Annotated in this window: 19 protein-coding genes and 1 riboswitch; of the genes, 5 read left to right on the top strand and 14 right to left on the bottom strand. The window is 49.6% G+C overall.

Annotated features, from left to right (window positions below; genetic code table 11):
- Positions 1-348: 348 nt before the first annotated feature.
- From BBG47_RS22925 to iolC, 7 genes are all read right to left on the bottom strand, one after another.
- Positions 349-1,938, bottom strand: a complete 1,590-nt coding sequence (locus BBG47_RS22925; RefSeq protein WP_065293641.1) for a solute:sodium symporter family transporter — start codon at positions 1,936-1,938, stop codon at positions 349-351.
- Between the two features lie 99 nt (positions 1,939-2,037).
- On the bottom strand, positions 2,038-3,096 hold the full coding sequence (locus BBG47_RS22920; protein WP_065293640.1) for a Gfo/Idh/MocA family oxidoreductase: 1,059 nt from the start codon (positions 3,094-3,096) through the stop codon (positions 2,038-2,040).
- Between the two features lie 16 nt (positions 3,097-3,112).
- Positions 3,113-4,009: a myo-inosose-2 dehydratase gene (gene iolE / locus BBG47_RS22915; RefSeq protein ID WP_065293645.1), complete on the bottom strand. Its 897-nt coding sequence runs from the start codon at positions 4,007-4,009 to the stop codon at positions 3,113-3,115.
- A 287-nt stretch (positions 4,010-4,296) separates the two neighbouring features.
- Positions 4,297-6,237 carry a 3D-(3,5/4)-trihydroxycyclohexane-1,2-dione acylhydrolase (decyclizing) gene (iolD, locus tag BBG47_RS22910; protein ID WP_065293639.1) on the bottom strand — a complete coding sequence of 647 codons (1,941 nt, stop codon included), beginning with the start codon at positions 6,235-6,237 and terminating at the stop codon, positions 4,297-4,299.
- Between the two features lie 14 nt (positions 6,238-6,251).
- Positions 6,252-7,703, bottom strand: a complete 1,452-nt coding sequence (locus BBG47_RS22905; protein WP_065293638.1) for a CoA-acylating methylmalonate-semialdehyde dehydrogenase — start codon at positions 7,701-7,703, stop codon at positions 6,252-6,254.
- 94 nt (positions 7,704-7,797) lie between these two features.
- Positions 7,798-8,646 carry a class II fructose-bisphosphate aldolase gene (locus BBG47_RS22900; protein WP_065293637.1) on the bottom strand — a complete coding sequence of 283 codons (849 nt, stop codon included), beginning with the start codon at positions 8,644-8,646 and terminating at the stop codon, positions 7,798-7,800.
- Between the two features lie 146 nt (positions 8,647-8,792).
- Positions 8,793-9,788 carry a 5-dehydro-2-deoxygluconokinase gene (gene iolC, locus BBG47_RS22895; protein ID WP_065293636.1) on the bottom strand — a complete coding sequence of 332 codons (996 nt, stop codon included), beginning with the start codon at positions 9,786-9,788 and terminating at the stop codon, positions 8,793-8,795.
- A 392-nt stretch (positions 9,789-10,180) separates the two neighbouring features.
- Here iolC and iolG point away from each other — a divergent pair, with 392 nt between their 5' ends.
- From iolG to BBG47_RS31270, 4 genes are all read left to right on the top strand, one after another.
- Positions 10,181-11,185, top strand: coding sequence for an inositol 2-dehydrogenase (iolG, locus tag BBG47_RS22890; protein WP_065293644.1), 1,005 nt, complete (start codon positions 10,181-10,183; stop codon positions 11,183-11,185).
- A 56-nt stretch (positions 11,186-11,241) separates the two neighbouring features.
- Complete coding sequence (iolB, locus tag BBG47_RS22885; protein WP_065293635.1) at positions 11,242-12,048, top strand: 5-deoxy-glucuronate isomerase; 807 nt, start codon at positions 11,242-11,244, stop codon at positions 12,046-12,048.
- Positions 12,049-12,169: 121 nt separating this feature from the next.
- Positions 12,170-13,180 carry a LacI family DNA-binding transcriptional regulator gene (locus BBG47_RS22880; protein WP_065293643.1) on the top strand — a complete coding sequence of 337 codons (1,011 nt, stop codon included), beginning with the start codon at positions 12,170-12,172 and terminating at the stop codon, positions 13,178-13,180.
- Between the two features lie 215 nt (positions 13,181-13,395).
- Positions 13,396-13,479 (top strand): putative holin-like toxin, encoded by an 84-nt coding sequence (locus BBG47_RS31270; RefSeq protein ID WP_368072462.1) that lies wholly within the window; start codon positions 13,396-13,398, stop codon positions 13,477-13,479.
- Between the two features lie 167 nt (positions 13,480-13,646).
- Here BBG47_RS31270 and BBG47_RS22875 read toward each other — a convergent pair whose 3' ends face one another.
- The 7 genes from BBG47_RS22875 to BBG47_RS22845 all read right to left on the bottom strand — a co-directional run bounded on the left by BBG47_RS22875 (position 13,647) and on the right by BBG47_RS22845 (position 21,977).
- The gene (locus BBG47_RS22875) at positions 13,647-15,365 is read right to left on the bottom strand and encodes an adenine deaminase (protein WP_065293634.1); all 1,719 of its coding nucleotides are present in this window, start codon (positions 15,363-15,365) and stop codon (positions 13,647-13,649) included.
- Positions 15,366-15,415: 50 nt separating this feature from the next.
- Positions 15,416-16,525, bottom strand: coding sequence for an ABC transporter ATP-binding protein (locus tag BBG47_RS22870; RefSeq protein WP_065293633.1), 1,110 nt, complete (start codon positions 16,523-16,525; stop codon positions 15,416-15,418).
- A 22-nt stretch (positions 16,526-16,547) separates the two neighbouring features.
- Positions 16,548-17,339 carry an ABC transporter permease gene (locus tag BBG47_RS22865; RefSeq protein WP_021252207.1) on the bottom strand — a complete coding sequence of 264 codons (792 nt, stop codon included), beginning with the start codon at positions 17,337-17,339 and terminating at the stop codon, positions 16,548-16,550.
- Between the two features lie 16 nt (positions 17,340-17,355).
- Positions 17,356-18,174 carry an ABC transporter permease gene (locus BBG47_RS22860; protein WP_028533676.1) on the bottom strand — a complete coding sequence of 273 codons (819 nt, stop codon included), beginning with the start codon at positions 18,172-18,174 and terminating at the stop codon, positions 17,356-17,358.
- A gap of 27 nt (positions 18,175-18,201) precedes the next feature.
- Positions 18,202-19,251: a nucleoside hydrolase gene (locus BBG47_RS22855; protein ID WP_254659895.1), complete on the bottom strand. Its 1,050-nt coding sequence runs from the start codon at positions 19,249-19,251 to the stop codon at positions 18,202-18,204.
- A 158-nt stretch (positions 19,252-19,409) separates the two neighbouring features.
- Positions 19,410-20,462: an ABC transporter substrate-binding protein gene (locus BBG47_RS22850; RefSeq protein WP_065293632.1), complete on the bottom strand. Its 1,053-nt coding sequence runs from the start codon at positions 20,460-20,462 to the stop codon at positions 19,410-19,412.
- 120 nt (positions 20,463-20,582) lie between these two features.
- Positions 20,583-21,977 carry an NCS2 family permease gene (locus BBG47_RS22845; RefSeq protein WP_065293631.1) on the bottom strand — a complete coding sequence of 465 codons (1,395 nt, stop codon included), beginning with the start codon at positions 21,975-21,977 and terminating at the stop codon, positions 20,583-20,585.
- Positions 21,978-22,226: 249 nt separating this feature from the next.
- Positions 22,227-22,327: riboswitch (purine riboswitch) on the bottom strand.
- Between the two features lie 388 nt (positions 22,328-22,715).
- Between BBG47_RS22845 and BBG47_RS22840 the strand changes: the two genes are divergently transcribed.
- Positions 22,716-25,121, top strand: coding sequence for a S8 family serine peptidase (locus tag BBG47_RS22840; RefSeq protein ID WP_065293630.1), 2,406 nt, complete (start codon positions 22,716-22,718; stop codon positions 25,119-25,121).
- Positions 25,122-25,209 lie beyond the last annotated feature (88 nt).

The raw sequence follows: 25,209 nt of genomic DNA, 5'->3' as shown, positions 1-25,209 counted from the left end.
TCAGCGGCGACTTTTATATCTTATCACTTCATTCATTCGAAGTCAACAACTTTTTTCAACTTATTTTTTAAGTTGTTCTCATTTTGTTGTTGCCCGCCTCTTAGCGAAGCAGGAATTAGAATATACCATAGCTACATAAGAGAAAGCAACCCCTTTTTTCAATTTTGTTTGTCTTAATCATGTTTCTCCTCTAACTCCTTCTATTAATAATAAGGATGCTTAGGATAATGATGACGGACTTCCTAGAGAAGGGGCAGCCCACTTAGCATGGAATCGCAAACTCCCAAGCTCCTTTTTTCAGGCTAACCCCTTATTCATAGTACTGGAAGATAGATTCCTCTCTCCCTATTAAGCAGCTATTCCTAATGGAGAGAATAGAATGTAAACAGCGATCATAAGCACGATCATGACGACAGTAAATGCCTTCGCATGCTTCCATGGCGTCAAATCCACCTTGCCTGATTCAAACAGCTCGAAATCCTGTTCGCGTGGTTTCCATTTCCCGACGAGCAGCATGACTAACACGCAGACTGGGAACAATACACTTAAAATGTACAGGAAGTTGAGCGTACCCAAAAAGAATTTGGACAGGGTATAGAGCACAATATGGACAACCAATGCGATTTTAGGCGCAACTGCCGGTACCTTCTTACTAAAGAAGCCGACAACGACAGCGGCAATGATCGGGATGTTATAAAATCCGAACATCTCCTGCAAGTAGTAGTACAATCCTGAAGGCGCATACAAAATAAAGGGTGCAACAGCTACCGCGATAAGACCAAGCACGACGGCAAAAATTCTGCCTGCCTTCACGAGCTGCTGATCCGTCGCGTTCGGCTTGAATATCGGCTTGTAAATATCCAAGGTGAACAAAGTTAACGAACTGTTGAGCGCTCCATTAAATGAGCTTAATATCGCACCGAACAACACGGCCGCGAAAAATCCAGACAGTAACGTCGGAAGAACTTCAATAACAAGTGATGGATAGGCCATATCCGCATTGCTAAGCGAATTGTTAAAGAGATGATAGGCAATAATGCCCGGAAGAACGAGATAGAACGCTCCGAAAATTTTGAACATGCCGGCATACAGCACGCCCTTTTGGCCTTCCTTCAAGTTTTTGGCGCCCAGCGTCCGCTGAACGATCGCCTGATTCGTACACCAATAGAATAAGTTGTTGAAGAGAAGCCCTGCGCAGATCGTCACCCAAGGAACTGGCGAAGAACTGTCACCAAGCGAGTTCAACTTCTCGGGTTCTTTGTGCAGCAGTGTACTGACCCCATCGAACAAATTGCCTCCTCCGAGTGCAACCAGGCCAAGCACGGTAATGAGCAGACCACCGACAATAAGGCCGACACCATTCAGCGTATCCGACAGTGCACATGCGCGCAGGCCGCCTAGTACCACATAAGCAATCCCCGTAATCCCAATCGCAAGAGATACAACCAATATAATATTGAAATCACTCAAATCAAATCGAGCCGAAATATTAAAAATCGTATCAAGCACAAGTGCACCAGAATAGAGCACGGTAGGCAAATAAGCAACAGCATATCCAAGCAAAAACAAAATCGAGATAATCTGACGCGTACGCAAATCATAGCGCTGTTCCAGAAAATCCGGGATTGTCGTAATCCCTGACTTCAAATAACGCGGCAAGAAGATAAATGCCATGAAGATGAGCGCGATCGGCGATGTTACCTCCCAAGCCATGACAACCATGGAAGTTGCATAGCTTTGCCCATTTAATCCAACCATTTGCTCCGTCGATAAGTTCGTCAGCAGCAGAGAGAAAGCGATTACAATACCTGACAAGCTGCGCCCGCCTAGAAAGTATCCATCCGAGCTGTTCAAATCCACACTGCGCGTCTTGTACCAAGAGTACCAGGCAACAATTCCAGTATACAGTAAAAAGGTGATGACCGTGATGTAAGTCATGAAAGCCCTCCTCTATGCATAGAGAAATCTTGTGCTTATCTTTGCTAGTTCAAGTAAAAAGGACTGCTGCACCGAGAAGGCTTAAAGAACCCCCTGTTCTTACTTGATGGCAGTCACGGCAGCGGGCAATTGAACGTTTACCAGTTGGCCGCTTTCAAACGACTCCTTGCATGCATAGCCAAGCGCGGTCGACAGCACCCCATCCTCTACTGTTACTTTCGGTTGTCTTCCCTCGAGGATTGCCTGTACAAATTCAACTGCTTCATCCATATAAGCCTGTTCAAACCGTTCAAGGAATCCATTTGCGCACTCTCTCACGACACCCCGATCATCGAGAATCATGACTTGATTTTTCTCTGGTACAGTCCCGATGCGCAGTGATCCTTGCGTACCTATAATTTCAGTCTCGATATGATAGCCGTGCGCACAATTGCGACCCGCTACAAATATCCCCATCTTATTGCCTGCAAATTGTACAAGTGCTGCTCCGGTTTCTGCATCGTTCAGCTCCGCAAGCTCGGTATATCGATGAGAACCGCCGATTGCCCACACGCGTTCCGCTTCCACGCCCAAATACCACCGAGCCAAATCCAAATCATGAATTGCCATATCGAGGAACAAGCCCCCGCTATAGTTGCTCTTGGCAAATTGCATGAAGCCAGGCATCGCTTGCGTCGGATCGATTCCATAACAGCGAATCAGCACAGGTACGCCAATCGCACCCGCTTCAATTTGTTTCTTCGCATAAGCATAAGAGCGGTCATATCTGCGCATAAAACCAAGCATAAACACCTGATTCGGATGCTTGCGAACAGCCTTCTGCACGCGCAGCGCTTCCTCCATGTACAACCCAAGCGGCTTCTCACTGAATACGTGAAACCCAGCTTCCAGCGCCTGCTCAATCTGTTCGCAATGATAAGAAGATGGAGAAGCAATAAAAATGGCGTCCAGTTCTTGATTGCGCAGCATATCCTCATAATTTGTATACCCGTAAGGGACATTCAGCTCTTGTTGAGCTTCCTCCACCTCTTCCGGTATCACACTGCATACGGCCATCAATTTGCAATTCGGAATGCGATGCGCCAAATTATCCGCGTGCTGCCGCCCGAGTCTTCCTAAGCCTACAAGACCTACCGATATTCGTTTGTCCTGTTTCATCTGTTCGTCCCTCCGTTTATACGCCCGCTTGCTGCAAAATATACTGTCTAGCCTTCATTGCGTATTCGAGCGGATTCGCCCGAGCAGGATCCTGCTCCGCTTCCACCAGCATCCAACCGCGGTATCCAGCCGTTGCAAGCGATTGGAACACCGGTTCGAAGGGAATGCATCCATCTCCGGGAACCGTGAATACCCCTTCCTTTACCGCCTGCAGGAAGCTGAGCTTTTCTTCAAGTACGCGGCGCGCCACATCCTTGCGCACATCCTTCAAGTGAACATGCTTAATGCGATCCATATAACGATTCAATATGTATAGGGGATCCTCTCCGGAAAATACAAGGTGGCCTGTATCATACAGCAAGGACACCAGCTCCGGATCTGTGCTAGCCATTAGGCGCTCGATTTCCACCGTTGTCTGAACGCCAGTTCCCATATGATGATGGTACACGAGGTGCATATCCTTGGCCCGAGCAAGCTCTCCCAATTGATGAAGCCCCTCAGTTAAGCGCTTCCAGTCTTCGTCGTTGAATATCGGCTTATTATCAAAAAGCGGAGTATCCATTTCTCCCTGAATGCTGTGTCCCTGCTCGGATACAACAATGACCTTCGAGCCCATCGCATGCAAAAAGTCACGGTGTTGAATAAATGCCTCTACCGTTTCTTCAAGCGGCTTTACAGTCAGGTAAGCGCTAAACCAGGCACTCGCTACCTCCAGATTCCTCAAATGCAGCGCCTTCCGCAGCACCTCAACTTCACGAGGATACTTATTGCCGATTTCCGTACCCGTAAAACCAGCAAGCGCCATCTCACTTACACACTGCTCAAATGTATTTTCTCCGCCTAATTCAGGCATATCATCGTTCGTCCAGCCAATAGGAGCAATCCCAATCTTCACACTCTCTGCTGCAAACATGCCCATTCCTCCCCAGAAGTCATAATCAAGATCATGGAGGCAGGCGGTACAGCTTGAAAAGACGGCTTGAAGACCTCGCAAAGCTAGGTTCAAAAAATACCGCCCGATTATTATCCTCTGCTGTCCGTCAAGCGCTCCGAACATCGAACATTCCGTATAATATCCGCTTAACTGAATGCCGTGCCCGGTATCTGCCGCCTGCTCCATTACTGCTGTTTCCTGCTCTGTGACATGTTAATAAAGGTTATTGCGTGTCGGACTTGCCATCGAATATACGAGAGGATTGGCTAATATGGTCGTGCCTGGCTCAGGGATTGGCGCCGCTCATCATAGGCTTGGGCAATTGCCTTCTTGACCGACACCTCTGCTACGCCAACATTCCACCATGCATCATAGCCATGGGTCATCGTCTTCGGGAGCACCTTAATATCGATCAACGTCGATTCCTTCTGGCGCTTAGCTGCCATCACGGCCTGTTCGAGCTCCTTCATGGTGCGTACCGAATACGTAACGGCTCCGTACCCCGAGGCACTAAGCGCAAAATCGATGCCGACAAGAGGCCCGTCCAACTTGCCCGTATACGGGTTACGCGAACGGAACTCTGTGCCGAAGCTGCCCATGCCGTTGCCCATCTGTAAATTGTTAATACATCCGAAACCATTATTGTCGAATAGCAGGACGTTAATTTTCCGTCCCTCTTGAATGCTCGTCAGCAGCTCAGAGTGAAGCATTAAGTAACTGCCGTCACCGGTAAAAGCGTATACCTCTCGCTCCGGCTCCGCCATCTTCACGCCAAGCGCGCCTGCAATTTCGTATCCCATACATGAGTAGCCATATTCCATATGGTACGAATGCGGTGTCTCAGCCCGCCACATCCGCTGCAAATCCCCTGGAAGGCTGCCGGCTGCGCCCACAACAATCGCATTGTCGCCGAGCAGTTGGTTCAAGGCGGCCACAACCTGTGTCTGAGTCAGGCTGCTGCCAAGCGCCGCCGTATATTCTGGCAGTGCCTCATCCAAATGACCCTCAATTTCTGGAGTAAATGAACCTGCGCCTTGTACGTACTGAATGCCAGCCAAGCGCTGCCATTCCTTATCCCAAGCGCCGCGCGCTTCTTGAATCTCCCCTGTATAGGCTGAACGGTAATCCAGGGATTGAAGCCGCTGATGAAGTTCCTCCAATCCCACTTTTGCGTCAGTCACTATCGGAGTTGCATCCATCTTAATCGCTTGAAATTCGGACACGTTCACCGTCACGACATCTATATCAGGATTGCCGAACAGTTCCTTAGAACCTGTCGTAAAATCAGTAAAGCGCGTGCCTACTCCAATAATGAGATCCGCATCCTTGGCAATCGCATTCGCAGCCGAATTGCCTGTCACTCCGATGCCGCCCAGATTAAGCGGATGAGAGCTTGCGATCGCGCTCTTGCCCGCCTGCGTCTCAGCCAACGGAATATGGAAGGCTTCCGCGAATGCCGCCAGTGCCTCTCCCGCTTCGGAGTAGCGAACGCCTCCGCCGCAGATAAGCAGCGGCTTGCGTTTGCGAGCGATGAGGCGAACCGCATCCTCAAGCTGCGCCGCTGAAGCAGGCCTCCGATCGATCCGATGCACCCGCTTCTCGAAGAAGGAGGCGGGATAATCATACGCTTCCCCCTGTACATCCTGCGGCAATGCCAGTGTAACGGCACCGGTGTCGGCCGGATTAGTCAGCACCCGCATTGCTTGAATCAGTGCCGTCATTAGCTGCTCCGGACGCACGATTCGATCCCAATACTTGCTTACCGGACGAAAAGCATCATTCGTCGATATGGTAAGATCATGTGGCTGCTCAATTTGCTGCAGCACCGGATCGGGCTGGCGAGAGGCGAACGTGTCTCCCGGAAGCAGCAGCACCGGAATTTGATTCGCCGTTGCTGTTGCCGCAGCGGTTACCATATTAGCTGCGCCCGGTCCGACCGAGGAGGTACAGGCGCATATTTGCTTGCGCCGCATCTGCTTGGCAAATGCGACGGCAGCCTGAGCCATCCCCTGCTCATTGCGCCCTTGGTATACTTCCAAGCCGCCGCAGTTCTCTTCGAGCGCTTGGCCCAATCCAAGCACATTGCCATGACCAAATATCGTAAATACGGCTTTAATGAAGCGCTGCTCCACACCGTCAAACTCCACATATTGCTGATCCAGGAACTTGACGAGTGCCTGCGCCATTGTTAAACGGATCGTTTCCATCCCGAACACCATCCTTACCAGCGCGTAGTGACCATCTTTTTGCGGGTATAGAACTCTACTCCGTCCGTGCCGTTCGCATGCAAATCCCCATAGAAGGAATCCTTGTAGCCAGAGAACGGGAAGAAGGCCATCGGTGCTGGGACGCCAACGTTTACACCGAGCATCCCTGCATCGATATTCTCACGGAATTGTCTCATATAAGCGCCGCTCGACGTGAAGATGCAGGCACCGTTCGCAAACCGCGATTCATTCGCCCAAGCGATTGCCTCATCGATATCCTTTACACGCACAATCGATAATACCGGCGCAAAAATCTCATCCTGCCAAATTTTCATTTGCTGTGTCACTTCATCGAAAATCGTCGGCCCCATGAAGAAGCCATCGCCATTGGTTTCTGCGTCCTGGCGGCCATCGCGCACAAGCTTGGCCCCCTCCTGCACGCCAGCATCAATGTAACCGATCGCTCTCTCCTTATGACCTTCGCGAATGACTGGCCCAAGGAACACGTCATTGCGTTCGCCATTGCCGATAATAAGCTCATCGGAAGCCTTCACAAGCTGTGCAACAAACTCGTCCGCAACCGATTCCTGCACGAGCACAACCGAGCAAGCCATGCAGCGTTCTCCGGCCGAACCGAATGCTGCATTGATAATTTGCGTCGTAGCGTTCTCCAGATTCGCGTCGTCCATTACGATCGAGTGGTTCTTGGCTCCGGTCAAGGCTTGCACGCGCTTCAAGTTGGCAATGCCGCGCTTGTACACATACTCGCCGACTGGCTGGGAGCCAACGAAGGAGATCGCCTTCACCTGCTTATGATCAAGCAATCCATTCACGACATCATGCGCCCCATGGACAATATTCAGAACGCCCTTCGGCAAGCCCGCTTCTTCCATGAGCTCCGCCAAGCGGCAAGCCAGAAGAGGAGTACGCTCGGAAGGCTTCAATACGAACGTGTTGCCGCAAGCGATCGCCAGCGGGAACATCCAGCACGGTACCATCATTGGGAAGTTGAACGGGGTAATGCCGCCAACGACACCGATTGGATAACGGTACATACCGGATTCAATGTTGGTAGCAATGTCCGGCAGCTGCTTGCCCATCATGAGCGTTGGCGCACCGGCTGCGAATTCTACGCATTCGATGCCTCGCTGCACTTCACCGTATGCTTCTTTGAAATTTTTGCCGTTCTCAAGCGTAATCAGCTTGGCCAGCTCATCCCAATGCTCAACGAGAAGCTGCTGATACTTGAACATGATGCGCGCCCGGCGCGGTACGGCAGTACGCGACCATGTGCGGAACGCTTCCGCAGCCACAGTTACCGCTTCATTCAATTCTTCCATGCTGGACAACGGGACATGTCCGATAATGTCGCCCGTAGCCGGATTGTATACCGGTTCCGTTTTGCCTGATGTTGATTCCTTCCATTGTCCCCCGACATAGTTGCGAATGGTGATTGCTTCTGTCATGTTCCATTCTCCTCTCGTCATTTCATATATAGTAAGAACATCTGAAATCCGGATGTGAACCTAACAAACCGTTCCTTTTATACGTTCAAAAGAGTTACACATTCAAAGCTTGATGGGCATTCAGCAGCAGCATCTTCTGTTTGGCCGCTTCCTTCACCGCTTCTATCGGACGGGCGAATAAGGCAACGCGGTCGAACTCATTTGGTTTGTTCAGTATTTCGCTGCGCAGTGTCTTGCCGAACGCCATGCGGAGTGCCGTACCGATATTGACCTTGCTGATGCGTGTAGCCGCAAGCCTGTGCAAATCATCGTCCTTCACACCGGTCGATCCATGCAGCACGAGCGGCACTGATACGACGCGCTCAATCTCCGCGAGCCGTGCGTAATCAATCGGCGCGGACTGCTCCTCCATCCGGTGAAGCGTTCCAATCGCTACTGCCAAGGCGTCGACACCCGTTTCTTCGGCAAACACTTTCGCTTCGCCTGGCGCGGTCAGCCTCGCCTCCACCTTCATGGACGGATCCGTATATCCGACAGCGCCAATTTCCGCTTCGACAGGAATGCCGCAGGCATGCGCCAGCTTTACAATTTCCCTCGTGTTGCGGATATTGTCTGCTAGCGGCAGCTGCGAGCCGTCATACATAATGGATGTGTATCCACTCATAATCGCTTCGGCTGCCGACTCGAATCCATCGCCGTGATCCAAATGGATGCATACTGGCACCTTCGCGCGTTCAGCCAAGCTTCTGTACAACGCTCCTGATACTTGAAGAGGCATGTAGCGAAGCGCCACCTTATTTGTCGCCAATATGACCGGCGCTCCGACTTCCTCGGCTGCGGCAATGACCGCCGAAGCATCCTCATAACCAAATACGTTAAATGCCGGCACGGCCGCATTGCGTTCCGGCAAGCCCTGCATCATTTCCGTTAATGTAACGAGCATGAACCGTCCCTCCATGTTGAATGACTTATAACTTGCTCACTATCTCATACGCCGCAAACTACCCCATCGGGCCGTTATGGCTGCATTCAATCCAATGCAGTTTCATTCCAATGGAAGATTTGGTCGTGTGTCAGCGGTATTCAGGTCTATTCCCCACGCTCCGCGCTTCTGATGAATTCATCCAGTTCCGCGGTCGTTGGCATCGCGTCTGAGCAGCTATGGCGCGAGATAACGATGGCGGCCGAAGCGCTGCCGTATTCCATCGCACGCGGCAAATCCCAGCCCTGCATCAATGCATAAATCATGGCAGACGCATAGGAATCGCCCGCTCCGAATGTCTTGAGCACCTTCGTCTTGAAAATGCCCCCTCTATGCGCTTCTCCGTCTTTCGTATAGGCAATCGATCCTTCCGAGCCATGCTTGATGAGAACAACCTGCGCGTGATGCCCGAACCATTTCGCTGCAGTCAGTCGATCGTCCGCTTGCTGACCCGAGAACTTCTCCATCATGTCGAACTCTTCGCGCGTTCCAATGATAAAGTCGCATTTTTCCGCCGCAAGCTGATAATAAATCGAGGTTTCCGCAACATTTTTCCAAGTGTACGGGCGATAGTCTAGATCGAAGAATACGAATACCCCATGCTTGCGCGCATATTCCAAGGCAATGAATACTGCCTCGCGTGACGGGCTCGCAGCGAGCGCCGTTCCTGATATGAGCAGCGCCTTCGTCTGCTTGATATACTCCTCAGATACCTCTTCCGGCTTAAGGAGGAGATCCGCTACATGGTCACGGTACATCAGAATGCTGCAATCTGTAGGACTTTTAATTTCAGTAAAAGCTAATCCTGTCATTGCTCCCGTATCATCAACAGCAAGCTGCGACGTATCTATCGATTGATCGTTCAAATATTGTCGTATGTAACGGCCCATCTGATCATCGGACAGCTTGCCGATGAATCCGCTTTTCATGCCGAGGCGTGCCGCCCCAATTGCAATGTTCGCTGGAGATCCGCCCACGTACTTCGTGAACGTTCTCGTCTCCTCCATTGGCCGATTAGTTTCGTTCGCATTTAGATCGATGCACAGTCTTCCGATGGCAATCAAGTCGAATGGCCGATCCTTAGGGAATGATAGTGTACTCATATCCAGTCAGCACCTCCATGTTCTCTGCCTCATGCCCTCTTTCTGCAGGACTGAGGCCATTATGATGCAGTCTCTTTCTGTTGCGAGTTGAGTTAAGCGCTTACCTTTTAGCTAATTATATGCACACCAATTTGGTAATGTAAACGCTTTTTCAATGATTTAATAAGTTCTTTTTTTCACTTGCACATCTTCTTTTCCTATTTAAAATAACTCGCCATTTTCCCTACTACACAGCGAAATCCTACTCGATTATTGATTTTTCACCTTGCCAACCTCTGGAACATAGCCTATAGTTAAAATATGAGTTAAGCGCTTTCCCTACTTTGCCTAGTAAGTCGTTTTACTGTTCCATATACAGAACAATTTTTCGATCACACTCAGAGAAAGCAGGGATTATTATGCTGCAAGTAGGAATCATCGGTGCCGGACGAATTGGAAAGCTGCATGCCAGCCATATTCAACAAATGAGCAATATCCGCGTTCGCGCAATATCAGACGTATATACGGAAGGGTTGAACGAATGGGCTTCCGCGCATGGAATCCCTGTTGTCACGAACGATTATCAAGACATTCTTCATGACCCGGATATTCAAGCGGTGTTTATTTGTTCACCGACCAGCACACATGCGGACATCATTCGCGAGGCTGCCGAAGCCGGCAAGCATATTTTCTGTGAGAAGCCTGTCAGCTTCTCAATCGAAACGACAGAGCAAGCACTAGCTGCGGTTAAGAAATCCGGCGTAAAAATGCAGGTCGGATTTAACCGCCGCTTTGACCATAATTTCAAAAAAGCGCGTGACGTCGTACAATCCGGAGGCATTGGAGCCCCACACCTGCTGCGCATTACGTCGCGCGATCCAGAGCCGCCATCGGCAGAGTATATCGCCAAGTCCGGCGGATTGTTCATTGATATGACAATTCACGACTTCGACATGGCTCGCTATGTCATGCAAAGCGAGGTCGTTGAGGTATATGCGCAAGGAGCGAATTTGGTCGATCCGAAAATCGGGGAATTGAATGATATCGACACAGCCATTGTTAGTCTGCGCTTTGCCAACGGTGCGCTCGGCATTATCGAGAACAGCCGCAAGGCCGTGTACGGCTATGATCAGCGTCTGGAGGCATTCGGCTCTGATGGCTGTGTCTCAACACAGAACGATCGTCCTTCTACAGCAGTTGTTGCGACGGCTAGTGGAGTTCATATGGACAAGCCGCTACATTTCTTCATCGAACGCTATACGCAGGCCTATATCCAAGAGGTTCAAGACTTTGTCCGAGCCATTATGCACGATGACCCAGTCGTCTGCGATGCCAACGACGGATTGCAGGCGGAACGCATCGCGCTAGCGGCCAAAGAGTCGCTGCGCAGCGGGATGCCTGTTAAGATAGCCCATTAAAATATAGGATTTGTATTGATAAAACTATTCTCTACTTAGGCAAGGAGGCCGCCTTTATGTCTAAATTACTCGTATCGCCACAACCAAGAGATAAGCAAGGCAAGGTCATTTCCGTTACGCCGCAAAGCGCAGGCTGGAAGTATGTAGGATTCGAGCTGTATTCGCTGAAGCCGGGAGAAACGCTGCAAAACGATAAAAACGAGCAGGAGGTATGCCTTGTCCTGCTGAGCGGGAAGGCTGAGGTCAGCACTTCGAAAAAGTCGTTCGGTGTGCTTGGACAGCGCATGAGTGTATTTGAACGCATTCCTCCGTATTCGGTTTACGTGCCGAACCATGATCGATATACCGTTCAGGCCGAAACGGCCTTAGAACTAGCTGTCTGTGCGGCCCCTGGCAAGGGGACATACCCGGCTCGCGTCATCGCTCCTGAAGATGTCGGTGTAGAAACACGCGGTTCTGGCAGCATCGAGCGGCATATCCATAATATTTTGCCGGAACAAAAAGAGGCGGACAGCCTGCTCGTCGTAGAGGTGTTCACGCCTGGCGGGCATTGGTCCAGCTATCCGCCGCATAAGCACGATCAGGAAAATTTGCCGCAGGAATCTTATTTGGAAGAAACCTATTATCATGAAGTCAATCCTGAGCAAGGGTTCATTATGCAGCGCGTATACAATGACGACCGTTCGTTGGATGAGACGATGGCCGTGCCGCACCGCCATGTCGTCCTAGTTCCAGAGGGGTACCACCCGGTATCCGCGCCTCCAGGGTACGATTCCTATTATTTGAACGTGATGGCGGGACCTGTGCGTACATGGAAGTTCCACAATGATCCCGAACACGAGTGGCTTTTTGAAAAAAAGTGATGCCGCTTATTTCGATCAGTCTCTTACAGGAGAATGGCGTAGTCCATTCTCCTTTTGTTGTATAATGAGAAATAAAGAGAAGACGTACACAAGAAGTGCGAAGAACGATGAGGAGTTACCTATGAAATCAACTATTTACGACGTAGCCAAGGCGGCTGGCGTATCCATAGCCACTGTATCGAAGGTCGTCAATCAAACAGGCAATATTAGCGCCAAAACACGTGAGCGTGTCCTCCATATTATGAAAGAGCTGCAATACCAGCCGAGTGTAGTTGCTTCCGCGTTAACCGGAAAGAAAACGTCCACCTTCGGCCTGCTCATCTCCGATCTGGCCAACCCCTTTTTCGCTGAGGTGGCCCGCAATCTGGAGGATCAAGCGCAAGCGTCCGGATACAGTATTGTTATGTGCAGCACAGACAATAAGGATGATAAAGGGCTAAATTACATTTCCCTATTGCAGCGCAAGCAAATTGACGGGCTTATCATTGCCTGCCAATTTACAAAATGGTCGCAGCTAGAAGACTACATTACCGACAGTCTCCCCATCGTGCTATTCTCCAAAGACATCACATCCCTGACCATGCACACCGTGACCGTGGATGACTATAAAGGCGGCTACGAGGCGATTCGTCACCTGCTCCAGCTTGGACATACCGATATCGGCATCATTACAGAGGACAGCCCAAGCGGTGAGCACCGGGTTCGAGGCGCCAAGCAAGCGATGAAGGATGCAGGAATCGAGCCGAACGATCAATGGATCACAGTCGTTCACTCGTCTGTCGCAGAAGGGTGTTCCGGCGCAAATCAAATACTGCAGCAGTCTTCCCGTCCGACTGCGATATTCACCTGCAATGATTTGCTAGCCGTCGGCGCTATGCAGTCTGCACACCAGATCGGCTTGCAGGTTCCTAACGATTTGTCCATCATTGGATTCGACGATACGATCCTGTCTCAAATCGTTGTGCCGCGTCTCACGACGATCGCACAGCCAATTCCCGATATGGCCAAGGAAACGATTCAATTGCTGCTCCGCCAAGCAGACAATCCAGACATGCCGAAGCAAAAGATCGTGTTCCAGCCACAATTGATTTCGGGGGATTCTACGCAGGTACGAGAAACCGACGGCAAATGATCCTACTTGAAAATTTATAGTCGTAGTTAATTTAGCCCTTTGGCTGATCTAATACGAGAAGAGCCGTAAGGATGCAACAATCCCTACGACTCTTCGCCTATAATCTTGGTTTCAAGTAAAACAACCAGAGAAAAGACAATGTTAATATGTGGTATAATAATCTGACACAACACACCTTGAGTGGAAAGACTCCCTCCTGAAAGGAGGTGAGTCCTATGAACTTCTCCTTTTCTGATATGATCATGTTCGCCACGTTTATCGTCGCGCTGCTGACTTACATGGATAGAAAAAAGAAGTAACCCATCAAGGTTGGCGCCAGAAATGGGTTACTTCTTTACCTTAACTCTTAATCTGGAGGGGAAACCCACTCAAGATGTTTGTGCTTAGGAGCAGTTCTGCTCCTTCCTTATTGTTATCATACCACATGCTGGAATATACCTCAACGGTTCGCAGTCGATACGGTTGTTCAAACCTTTTCCACCAGAAGCGGAACGACCTGTCCAGCATGAACATCGATCAATCCCAGATCCGTTAGCTTCAGCGCCGGACTTACTGGCAAGGAATGCGTACACAGCGACATAATCGGGTTGTAATGCTCGTAGCCGATTGATTCCATCGCCTCGCGCAGCTTCTTCACGGCTTGTCCGAACTCCTCGAACGGCTCCTCTGACAAAATGCCGCCGACAGGCAGCGGAATATGTGCAATCACCTTGCCGTCATCAACGACACAGAAGCCGCCTTGATCCGCAATGACTGTATTGGCCGCAAGCACCATATCTGCCTGTGAATGACCTACGACAAGCAGGTTGTGATTGTCATGTGAATACGTCGTCGCAATCGCTCCGCGCTTAATCGTGTTGCCCGTAATGAGTCCGTAAGCACGGTTGCCGTTCTTGCCATAACGTTCGAAGGTAGCAATCAACCCATATGGACTCTCCTGCCACTTCAATTCTCCATCTGCCACACGTACCGATTCATGCAGTTCCTTCGTGTTCGTCGTTCCGTTCAACACCTGCATGACGCGGCAGAGATACTCGCCATCAACAGCCTCTGCAGCTACCTGGAAATCTTCTGCCGTTAGCTTCTGCAACTTCACACTCTCATAGAAATGAGACGGGAATTGGCGTTCACCGCGCTCTTGCTCATAGGCTGTTCCAGCCTCATAAGCCAAGCGTCCATGCTTGTATACCGATGCGATGTCGAACTGCTCAACGTCGCTGAGCAGTACGAAGTCCGCCACTTTATTCGGTGCAATTGCTCCGCGATCGTACAAGTGCATCCGTCTGGCTGGCGTATACGTAGCCGCATAAATCGCGCGTTCCGGCTTCATGCCCATAGCCATCGCCTTTTTAACTAAGTGATTCAAATGGCCGTCTTGAACGAAGGTATCCGCCATGACGTCATCCGTTACGAAGCAGAACAGCTCTGCTACGTCCTCATGAATGAGTACATCCATAATGTCCGGTGTCATCGACTTCTCCTGAATCTCAAGGAACATGCCGTTCGCCATCCGATCGCGCATGCTGTCCACGGCCTGCTCGGTATGATCGGAGTCTACTCCTGCGAACATGAAGCGTGCCAGTTCTAGATCAACCAGCTTCTTCGGCGTATGTCCCTCGATAACGAGATTCGGGTAATTGCTGCGGATATGGTGCAGGATACGATTCGTTTTGCAGTCCGGGTCTCGCAGAACATCGACCGAGTTCATGATCTCGCCCAAGCATACAACCCGCTCATCCTTCAGCAGCTCATCGATATCTGCAATGTCGATTTCCCCGCCCGTGGTCTCCAGTGGCGTTGCAGGCACTGAGCTCGGAATTGCATATAAGATGTCCGCTGTGCAGCCCTTGCTTGCATTGATCATTTCCTTCACGCCTTCAACGCCGAACACGTTCGCCATCTCATGCGGCTCGGATACAATCGTCGTGACCCCGTTTTGAATTAGGCCGTGCGAGAACGTCTGCGGCGTAACCATCGTGCTCTCAATATGAAGATGGATATCGACGAGGCCTGGAATCATGTACTTTCCCGTTCCGTCCACGACTTTGACCGCCTCGAATGCATCCGTTCCGCGATTCCCAATGTAGAGGAAACGCCCATCCTGAATGGCGGCATTCCCTTGTATGAATCGTTTCAAATACACGTTATATACGCTGACGTTCGTTACCAACAAATCTATTTTCATGTATTCCACTCCTCGCTGTCCTTCGTTCGTTGGTATAGAGGTAGTTCATATTAGTTCGAAGTTCTCACCAGAACGACTTTTTCTTTCGGCAGTACGAGCTTCACGGCTGTACCGCGTTCGAACGGCGTCTCCATTTCGCGATTTACCGTGAATTCGCCAAGCGGCGTTTCGACGATGTATTGATAGCTGCGACCGAGGAAGGTACTGATTTTCACTTGACCGTCAATCTGGTTCCATCCCGCTTCCACATCCTCAGCCGTTAAGCCGCCAATCCCAGCCGTACATTCGCTGTCTGTAGCTACCAGAAGATCGTCTGGACGAATAGCGCCCTTCATCGAGCTGGACAATGGATGGCCTGAGCGATGGATGACCTGCATCTTCACTCCTTCTGCGCCGTGTATCGTAATCGCTCCTCCGTCATCATGCATTTCGCCAATGTCGATAAAGTTGTTGAAGCCGATGAACCGGGCAACGAATTCAGTGGCCGGGTATTTATAAATGTTCGCAGGCGCATCCAATTGCTCAATGACGCCTTTGTTCATGATGGCAACCTTATCTGAAATGGAGAAGCACTCCTCTTGGTCGTGAGATACATACACGCTTGTAATCCCAAGCTGCTTCTGAATACGGCGAATTTCTACACGCATATTGACGCGCAGGTTCGCGTCCAGGTTACTAAGCGGTTCGTCGAACAGGAGCAGATCCGGCTGAATGACGAGCGCACGAGCGATTGCAACGCGTTGACGCTGTCCACCGGACAATTCTCCGGGGAATCGCTTTTCGAAGCCCTTCAGGTCTACAACCTCCAGCATCTCATGTACACGCTTCGCGATGGACGACTTGTCCACCTTGCGCAGCTTCAAGCCGTACGCGACATTGTCGAACACGCTCATGTGCGGGAACAGCGCATAGCTCTGGAATACGAAGCCGAAGTTACGCTTGTTCACCGGCACCCGTGTATAATCTTTCCCTTGGAATAGGAACTTGCCGTCCTTCGCTTCCAGGAAGCCAGCAATCAGGCGCAGTGTTGTCGTCTTGCCGCAGCCTGATGGTCCGAGCAGAGAGATCAGCTCGCCTTCGTTCAGGCTTAGGTTGAAGTCTTTCAAGATCAGGTTTTTCTCGTATGCAACAGATATATTTTGAAGGGATAGCAATTCCATGATCGTTGGCCTCCGATGTATGCTAGTTATTTTTCGTGAAGTAGGAGAGTCCCATTAAGCGTTCAATTGAGAACATAAGCAATGCTGTAATGACCATCAGCAACACCGAAATTGCTGCAATCGTCGGGTCGAAGTAATTCTCGACATAGGTCAGCATTTGAATCGGCAATGTGCTGACCCCAGGTCCCGTCATGAACACGGAAATATCTACGTTGTTGAACGATTCCAGGAATGCGAGCAGAACACCCGCGATAAGACCAGAACGAATGTTAGGCAGCACGACCGTGAAGAATGTCTGCAGTCGGCTCGCACCTAAGCTCATGGACGCTTCTTCAACGGAATAGTCGAAGTTCGCCAAGCTCGATGCAATGACCCGAATGATAAATGGCAGCATCAGCACGATGTGTCCGATCAGCAAGCTTGTATATACGGGCAGTTCGAATTTCACGACTAAATACTTGAGCATCGTGAAGCCGAGCACAACCCCAGGGATCAAAATCGGCGAGATAAAGATGGCATTGAGCAGCCCCTTGCCCTTGAACTGATAGCGGCTCAGCGCATATGCAGCAGGTACGCCGAGCAGAAGCGCAATCAGGTTGCCGGCAAGCGCGACGATGATCGTAACTTTGAACGTAGACAAAAACATTTCGACATCAAAAATATTGCGATACCATTTCAACGAGAAACCTTCTGGCGGGAATTTCAGTACCGAACCCTCTCCAAAAGACGTTGCCATAATAATGATGAGCGGCCCGAGCAAAAAGAGAAACACCAATCCCGTAAATACGGCGAGTCCGCGATGTTGTTCTTTCATAAGAAGTTAACCCCCGTTATCCCTTCGGATTCAATTTGCGAGCGAGCTGATTCATAAGACCGATAATGATGAAGGTGACGACAATCATGACGGTCGCAATGATCGAAGCCATATCCCAGTCGTTGAGCGTCATCGCATTCTGATACAGGAACGTAGCGACGACTCGCTGTTTGCCGCCAAGCAGCTGCGGCGTCGTATACGCCGTTAGACTGCCGACGAATACAAGGATGCTGCCAACGATAAGACCAGGCACACACAGCGGTACGATGACGGTCATAAAGCCCTTCATGCGCGATGCGCCAAGACTTGATGATGCATTCAACAGGTCGCCGTCAATGTTCTCCATAACACCGACGAGCGAAATGATCATAAGCGGCAAAAACAGATGAATGAGACCGATCATCATCGCGGTCGGCGTATACATGATTTTTAACGGCTCATCAATTAATCCAATGCTGGTCAACAGCTGATTCACCAAACCGTTCTTGCCGAGAATGACCATCCAACTGAAGGAGCGCACAATCGCACTCGTCATGAGTGGGAAGATTGCGAGCGCCAGCAGGATTCCTTTGATACGCGCCTTCTGCCGTGAAATATAGTAAGCAGCAGGGAATCCGATCATTATGCAGGCAAGTGTTGTAACGAAGCTGACCTGCAGTGTAGTACCTAATATTTTCAGCATGTACGGATCGCCGAGCAGCTTCACATAACCGTCTATTGTAAATTGCCCTTCACGGAAGAAAGTTGAGCCAATCGTCATGAAGATCGGGATGATCATGAACAAGGTCAAGAATACGAGTCCCGGAAGCAGCAGCCATATAAATGGTTTTTTCATCAGTTCGTCTCCTGTTTCTCTTGATGTCTAAGCTTGCAATACGGAGATAAAACGATCCATGAACGCCTCTCCATCTACCTCTACACATACATTTGCGTTTGCCTCCCGGCCGAGGCGATTCTGAACGTCGCATACGGTTTGACCGTCGCACAGGTCGCTTCGTGTCTCAACGTCCACATAATAGCGATGCGTCTTGACGATACTGGCATCGATCACGATATAGGCAGCGAGCGGATCGTGCATCGCACACGCTGCTACACCGTTGCGCATTCGATACCGCTCCATGTACTGTGCCGTACATGTACGGACAAAGCCTCCAAGCGGTGTGGAATCGAGCTTCTCCAAATGCTCGGGACGCAGCAGTGCCTGACGTGTTACGTCCAGACCGACGATGGTCAGGTCAAATCCTGCATGCAGCACCATTTTGGCCGCTTCTGGGTCAACGTAGATGTTGTATTCCGCCACTGGCGTAACGTTGCCGAACGTCTGCAGCGCGCCTCCCATCATAACGACCCGCTTAACGATCTGCGGCAATTCGGGACAGGCCCGCAAGGCAATTGCCAGATTGGTGAGCGGCGCTGTCATAAGAAGTGTCAGCTCACCTGGGCGCTTCTTCGCTTCTTCAATGATGAACTGTGCTGCATGCGGCAGCCCTTCCTCCAGCTCCGGCGGACTCATATCGGATAGAGCTCCGCCCAAGCCATCATTTCCGTGCACAGCGTGCTCGAAGAACGTCGGACGCATCAATGGCTCGTTCGCTCCCGGAATGATTGGAACATTGCGAGTGAATCCATTCCTTGCAGAGGCAGCTCCTTTTTGCTCGAAATTCAGCGGAACCTTGTTCGCCTCAACATCCGCGCGTTGCTTGTCCTCATCCAACTGCTGCAGCATGTGTATCACTTTTCGTGTATTTAACGTCGCTTGTGAGAGTGAGACATTGCCATTCACTGTCGTCACGCCGACAAGCTCTACTTGTTTGCTTTTCCAAACTAACGCTAATGCAAGTGCATCATCTACGCCCGTATCGACATCCATAATGACGGGCATTTGCTTCGAAGTAGCCGTATCCGCAACCATGATGCCAACCTCCTGACTATTGATGGGAATAAAAAAGGAGGGTGCGATAAACGGCAGCCCTCCTCTTGATCGAGGAAGTTCAAAAAGGTACCTTGTCGTCGCGAAGTCGCTCTTAGCCGTTGCAACGTATACGTTTTTGAACATTCAATATTTGGACTTTACTCGATTTCACGGTTCCAGCGGTCAATCCAACCGCTCATTTCTTTGTTCACTTTACGAAGGTCAAGCGTCTTCAGGTTTTCAACAACATCTGGGCCATACGTCAAGCCTTTCGCCTCGTCAGCGGTCAGCTTCACTTCTTTGTTCGTTGGCGAATCGACGCGAGCCTTCGCATTCGCTTCTTGTACTTGCTGACTCAAGTGCCAGTTAATGAACTTTTCTGCCAGCTCTTTATGTTTCGAGCCTTTTACAATGTTGACCGTGTTCAAGAGCGCATATGCGCCTTCCTTCGGCGTTACGAACTTAGCGGATGGCAGAGCTTCCGTCAAGCTGCCCAAGAAGGTGTCCTGCATCGGTGCAGCCACAACCTCACCTTGCGCGAACATATTAACCAAGTCAGCGGACTTGGAGTAATACTTCACGACGCCAGGATTGATTTCTTTCATCGCTTTGAAGGCCGCTTCCGTATCCATATCCTTGCTGCCCGCTACCTTCGCCGCAAAATCCATCATCATTGGCCCTGTTGTAATCGTAATGTTAGGCAGGGCAATTTTATTTTTCAATTCAGGCTTCCACAGGTCGCTCCATGATTCAATCGGCGTTTTTGCCTCATCGCTGTTCACCGCAAGTCCAAGCTGCGCTACCGTGTGCGCTGGGCCATAGTCTTCGCCAATCGGCGCCTTAGCGATATCATACAGCTGCTCGATGTTCGGAATGTTCTTGCGATCAATCTTCTCGAATAAGCCTTCTTCAGCACCTTGCAGTGCATAGTAGTCGGACAAGTAGATCAGGTCTACCTTCGAGCTGCCTTGACGGACTTTGTTCAAGCGATCCGTGTTGTTGCCGATCTCTGTCACGATCTTAACGTTATACTCTTTCTCGAACGGCTCGTACACGTTCTTCTTCATCGCATCCTCGGCAAAGCCCCAAGTCGAGATAACCAATTCTGTCGGTGCTTCCTTGCCGCCTTCAGCTGCCTTGTCCCCGCCGCAAGCTGCCAGCAATGTGCCCATCGAAAGTACGAATGCAAGTGTTAACGCTAATTTTTTCATGAAGTCCCATCCCCCTGATGCCATTCTAAGTTGAGTATCTCGTGTAATAAGTGATCAAAAGTTCGCTTTTCAGCACAGTTACAATCAGTTCAACTTCGTGATCAAAAGCGAATGCGAGCCCTAGTGGCCGCCCATTGCGACATAGCGAACAATTACCAGTACAAACAGAACCCACATAAGCCAGTGAATCTTATATTTCTCACCTTTGCCGAATACGTTCGCTACGAACGCCAGCAGGACGTAACCAAGAATACCGAAGGAAATACCGTTCGCAATGCTGTACGTGAACGGCATGAATGCAATCGTCATAAATGCCGGAATCCCAATAACCAAGTCTTTGAAGTTGATTTCCGTAACGGCTTGCATCATCAATACACCAACGACGATAAGCGCTGCTGCTGTAGCTGGGCCTGGAATCACAGCAACTGCTGGAGCCAAGAACAAGGACAACAAGAAGCAGATTCCCGTCGTTACAGACGTAAGTCCTGTGCGTCCGCCTTCTGCTACACCCGCGGAGCTTTCTACGAATGCAGTCACCGTACTTGTACCAAGTGCCGCACCGCCCGCTACCGCAACAGAGTCAACGAACATCGCTTTCCCTACGCGCTTGTTGCCTTCTTCACGATTTTTCATGAATCCAGCACGGTTGGCTGTACCAACCAATGTTCCGAATGTATCGAACAATTCAACGAATGTGAACGTTAGGATGATAGATACGATACCCACACCCATGATGCCAGCGAAATCAAACTCGAAGAAGCTCAATTGCGTCAAATCTGGAACCCAGTTTGCACCGTTCAACGAACTGAAATCGACGCGCCCCATCAAAATCGCAGCGACCGTCGTTCCCAAAATACCGAACAAAATCGCGCCGCGTACGTTCAAAATCATAAGAATCGAAATAAGTGCCAAGCCGATAATTGTAAGCAGTACATCAGGATTGGAGAAGCTGCCTAAGCCGAATACTGTTTCAAAACCTTGAAGCGGTGTGAATGTACCCTTAGGAATATCATTCACGGTCTCAACGGACACGGACAACATTCCGCTATTTTTCAAGCCGACAATCGTAATGAACAAGCCGATACCGACTGTAATCGCATGCTTAAGTGCATCAGGAACTGCTTCAAGCAGCATTTGACGTACATGTGTAATCGTAAGCAGGAAGAAGATAATCCCGGAAATAAATACTGCCGTCAGTGCCATTTGCCATGTGATCGGATGTTCCGAGCCAGCAGTCGATACGACGACTGTTGCAAAGTAAGCATTCAGCCCCATCCCTGGTGCCAAGGCAACCGGGAAATTAACGAAGATCCCCATCGCAATGGTGAAAATACCGCCTGCAATAGCTGTTGCAAGAAATACGGGATACCATACCATGCCGGTCTGACCGAAAGCCGTTAGAATGTTCGGATTAACGGCCAAGATGTACGCCATCGCCATAAAGGTCGTAATACCCGCCATAATCTCCGTACTAATTGTCGAACCGTTCTCCTTGATTTTGAAGAAGCGCTCCATGTGTATAACATCCTCCCCATGACATCTCATGAATGTGTGTTTACTGCTGCTTCTGTTTCCCCCAGTAACCTGTCTAAGCACAAAAAAAGAACTCAGGTTGATCTCCCGAGCTCTGGCGTTAAAAAGAAGTGAGGCATTCCCTACTCGCACTGCCCGCTATATGAATGAATAGCAAGTTCCCATCCTGATATTGCACACAGATTATGGGCAGGCAGAGCGTATAAGACGAATCTTCTAACTAGATTCATCCGGAAAGCCGTTCCTCTTCGTAGCCAGATCATTTACGGTGATCTCGTAGAAACTCTCAGGCCAATTCCCAAGATTATACAAAAAAGTTGCGTTATTAGGTTATCTACTCACATTGTATAGGCATTCGGCAGGGTTGTCAACGCCATTTCCGAACAATAAACAAAATGTCTTATAACTCGTTCGTGTTTTTGTAGCGAAAACAAATCAATTTCTCCATTACTGAAATCAACATTCTATGATGTCCCAGCATGCTAGAATTACAAAAAAAATTTTTCTGGAAAATCACAGTAAAACTATTGAATTAATTCATTATTTTTTATAAAATGGGTTCATACATTTTTACCCAGTTCTGAAACTATTATGATTGCTTTTTACAAATGGTATTCGGGTAAACATGTAAATCTAGCATTTTGGAGGTGAGTTTATACGTTAAAAATGCCAGCTTTGTCAGACTAGACTATACTCTTTTATACCAAGGAGGAATAGCATTTGGCGAACAAAAACAACAAAAAAGTGCTTTCAATGATCATGTCGATTGCCATGGCAATCAGCCTGATGTCACCAGCGGTGTCAGCCTATGAAGGCCCCGCGAACAATTCAACCGAGAAGCTGCTCTATTTGCGAACAGGCACCGTCAATCTCCAGAATGAAAATGAACACTATGGACTGCAGCTTGATGAAGAAAGCACGCAACGCCAATTGTACGTTGTTCAATTCAACGACGTCATCACAGATTCCTCCAAACAGCTCTTGCAACAGGCTGGAGCGGAACTCGGAGACTATCTCCCTGACTATGCTTATCTCGTACGCATGAACCCGCAACAAGCCGGCACCCTCGCCACCAACGATCAGATTTACAGAGTCACCCTCTTTCAGCCAGAATGGAAGAATGGCAACCTCTCCACTTCCGAAGACACTTCACCAAGCAACTATGTAATCTCAGTATTCAGGGGCAGTGAGGCAGAAGTTGCCCAATCACTTAAGCAGCAAGCCATCCCCGTTACCGATGTGCAAGAAGGCTATATCGAAGCTGTATTAAGCAACGAATCACTCCCGCTCGTTCTTAATCAACCAGATGTCACCTTCGTCGAATCTAAGCCTCAAGAAGAGATCCTCAACGACTTCGTCACGAATCAAGTTGGGGCTGCTACGTCGAATGGCGTATGGAGCAAGGGATTGACCGGAAAAGGTCAAGTGGTTACCGTAGCCGACAGCGGCTTGGATTCCGGTAATCTAAGCACACTCCATAAAGATTTCGAAGGTCAGCTGCATACGACTCCTGTTCCTAACCCCGAAGGAACATGGAAGGATACGATCGGTCATGGCACACATGTAGCCGGTACCGTGCTCGGCACAGGAGCAATGTCCAATGGGAAATATAAAGGCGTTGCCTATGGTGCCAAACTGTTCGCCCAAACAATCGGCTGTGGTGGTACTTCTATCTGCCCAGGCGACCTGCGCGACTTGTTCGGCTCTGCGAAGCAGCAAGGATCGTTCATCCATACCAATTCCTGGGGCGCCAGCAGCTACACCTACAATTCCAACTCTGCTCGCGCTGATGAATATACGTTCAACAATAAAGACTTCACCGTATTGTTCGCCGCAGGGAACGATGGCAGCGGGAACAACACCATCAATTCACCTGGCAATGCCAAAAACACCATTACGGTTGGTAATCTTCAAAAAACAAATTCGAATCAAATTGCCCCAACCTCCAGCAGAGGATATGCATCAGATGGAAGAGTTAAGCCTGACCTCGTCGTTACTGGTACCTCAATTATTTCCGTTCGTTCTTCAGCCTCAACTAGACCTGCAAATCCAAATCAGTACTACACCAACATGACCGGTACCTCCATGGCTACTCCAGCTGTCGCAGGATCGGCAGCCATCGTTCGCCAATTTTATACCGAGAACAAGCACGTAACACCTTCCTCAGCACTCATCAAAGCGACGCTCATTAATGGAGCTGAAGATGTAGGATATGGATGGATGAGCAGAGAAACAGGATGGGGACGCGTTAACCTCGTGAATTCACTCACCCCTACTGACGGAAGAACCAATAGCTTCATCGACAACACCACAGGTATCAAAACAAACGATTCTATCTCCTACCGCGTAAAGGCCGAAGCCGGCAAACCTCTCAAGATATCTCTTGTCTGGAGCGATTACCAAGGTGCCGTTCAAGCTGGCAAGCAATTGGTCAATGACCTCGATCTTGAAGTAAAAACCCCAACTGGCGAACTCTACAAAGGCAACTGCTTCGTACAAAATACAGCTAGCACAAGCTGTGCCAATTATGACCACATCAACAACGTGGAAAATGCATATCTTTCAACTCCAACTACGGGCGAATATACGGTGACCATCAAAGGATACAATGTGCCACAAGGCCCTCAGCCATTTGCATTAGTTGTATCGGGCAATCATTCTTCTATTCTTGACCAAGGCCCTGAACAACCAGAACCGGTTGTGCTGAAGGCACCTGAGCAGTTGGCTGTAACGGCAGTCACGTATAATTCAGTAAACCTGAATTGGAGCGATCCGAACACAGGAATTCAAGGCCTTACGTACGAAATCTATCAACAACAGCAAAAAATCGGAACCAGCAGTCAAACCAATTATGCTGCAACCGGTCTTAGTCCAGGCAATACGTATACCTTTACGGTCAGGATCATCGACGGACAAGGCAATGTCTCCCCTCATAGTCAATCCGTAACGGCTAATCTCCCAAATCCGGAGGGAAATACAGATCCATGGCAGGCAGGTAAAGCATACAAGGCAGGCGATCTTGTCTCTTATAATGGTGTGATTTATAAGTGTGTGCAACCACATACATCTTTGACTGGCTGGGAGCCTTCGAATGTACCAGCACTCTGGTCTCCTGTACAGAAATAGGTAGCCGCCTCATCACTAACGAAGGAAAGTGAACCCTATATCAATACCGTAACGCAATAAGGCTATACCGCGGTTAAACGCGGTATAG

Origin of the sequence: Paenibacillus sp. KS1, from assembly GCF_001680695.1 — a bacterium.
GTDB classification, from domain to species: domain Bacteria; phylum Bacillota; class Bacilli; order Paenibacillales; family Paenibacillaceae; genus Paenibacillus_B; species Paenibacillus_B suaedae.
Note: the sequence above shows the minus strand (reverse complement) of the source record. Positions and strands in the feature narration are given on the sequence as shown.

What these genes read in the sequence shown, in the direction of transcription:
- BBG47_RS22845 (WP_065293631.1), bottom strand. Translation starts at nt 21,977, where the DNA reads ATGGAGCGCTTCTTCAAAATCAAGGAGAACGGTTCGACAATTAGTACG.
- iolC (WP_065293636.1), bottom strand. Translation starts at nt 9,788, where the DNA reads ATGAGTACACTATCATTCCCTAAGGATCGGCCATTCGACTTGATTGCC.
- BBG47_RS22920 (WP_065293640.1), bottom strand. Translation starts at nt 3,096, where the DNA reads ATGAAACAGGACAAACGAATATCGGTAGGTCTTGTAGGCTTAGGAAGA.
- BBG47_RS22850 (WP_065293632.1), bottom strand. Translation starts at nt 20,462, where the DNA reads ATGAAAAAATTAGCGTTAACACTTGCATTCGTACTTTCGATGGGCACA.
- iolD (WP_065293639.1), bottom strand. Translation starts at nt 6,237, where the DNA reads ATGGAAACGATCCGTTTAACAATGGCGCAGGCACTCGTCAAGTTCCTG.
- BBG47_RS22875 (WP_065293634.1), bottom strand. Translation starts at nt 15,365, where the DNA reads ATGAAAATAGATTTGTTGGTAACGAACGTCAGCGTATATAACGTGTAT.
- BBG47_RS22905 (WP_065293638.1), bottom strand. Translation starts at nt 7,703, where the DNA reads ATGACAGAAGCAATCACCATTCGCAACTATGTCGGGGGACAATGGAAG.
- BBG47_RS22900 (WP_065293637.1), bottom strand. Translation starts at nt 8,646, where the DNA reads ATGCTCGTTACATTAACGGAAATGATGCAGGGCTTGCCGGAACGCAAT.
- BBG47_RS22865 (WP_021252207.1), bottom strand. Translation starts at nt 17,339, where the DNA reads ATGAAAGAACAACATCGCGGACTCGCCGTATTTACGGGATTGGTGTTT.
- BBG47_RS22925 (WP_065293641.1), bottom strand. Translation starts at nt 1,938, where the DNA reads ATGACTTACATCACGGTCATCACCTTTTTACTGTATACTGGAATTGTT.
- BBG47_RS22880 (WP_065293643.1), top strand. Translation starts at nt 12,170, where the DNA reads ATGAAATCAACTATTTACGACGTAGCCAAGGCGGCTGGCGTATCCATA.
- iolB (WP_065293635.1), top strand. Translation starts at nt 11,242, where the DNA reads ATGTCTAAATTACTCGTATCGCCACAACCAAGAGATAAGCAAGGCAAG.
- BBG47_RS31270 (WP_368072462.1), top strand. Translation starts at nt 13,396, where the DNA reads ATGAACTTCTCCTTTTCTGATATGATCATGTTCGCCACGTTTATCGTC.
- BBG47_RS22855 (WP_254659895.1), bottom strand. Translation starts at nt 19,251, where the DNA reads ATGGTTGCGGATACGGCTACTTCGAAGCAAATGCCCGTCATTATGGAT.
- iolE (WP_065293645.1), bottom strand. Translation starts at nt 4,009, where the DNA reads ATGTTTGCAGCAGAGAGTGTGAAGATTGGGATTGCTCCTATTGGCTGG.
- BBG47_RS22870 (WP_065293633.1), bottom strand. Translation starts at nt 16,525, where the DNA reads ATGGAATTGCTATCCCTTCAAAATATATCTGTTGCATACGAGAAAAAC.
- BBG47_RS22860 (WP_028533676.1), bottom strand. Translation starts at nt 18,174, where the DNA reads ATGAAAAAACCATTTATATGGCTGCTGCTTCCGGGACTCGTATTCTTG.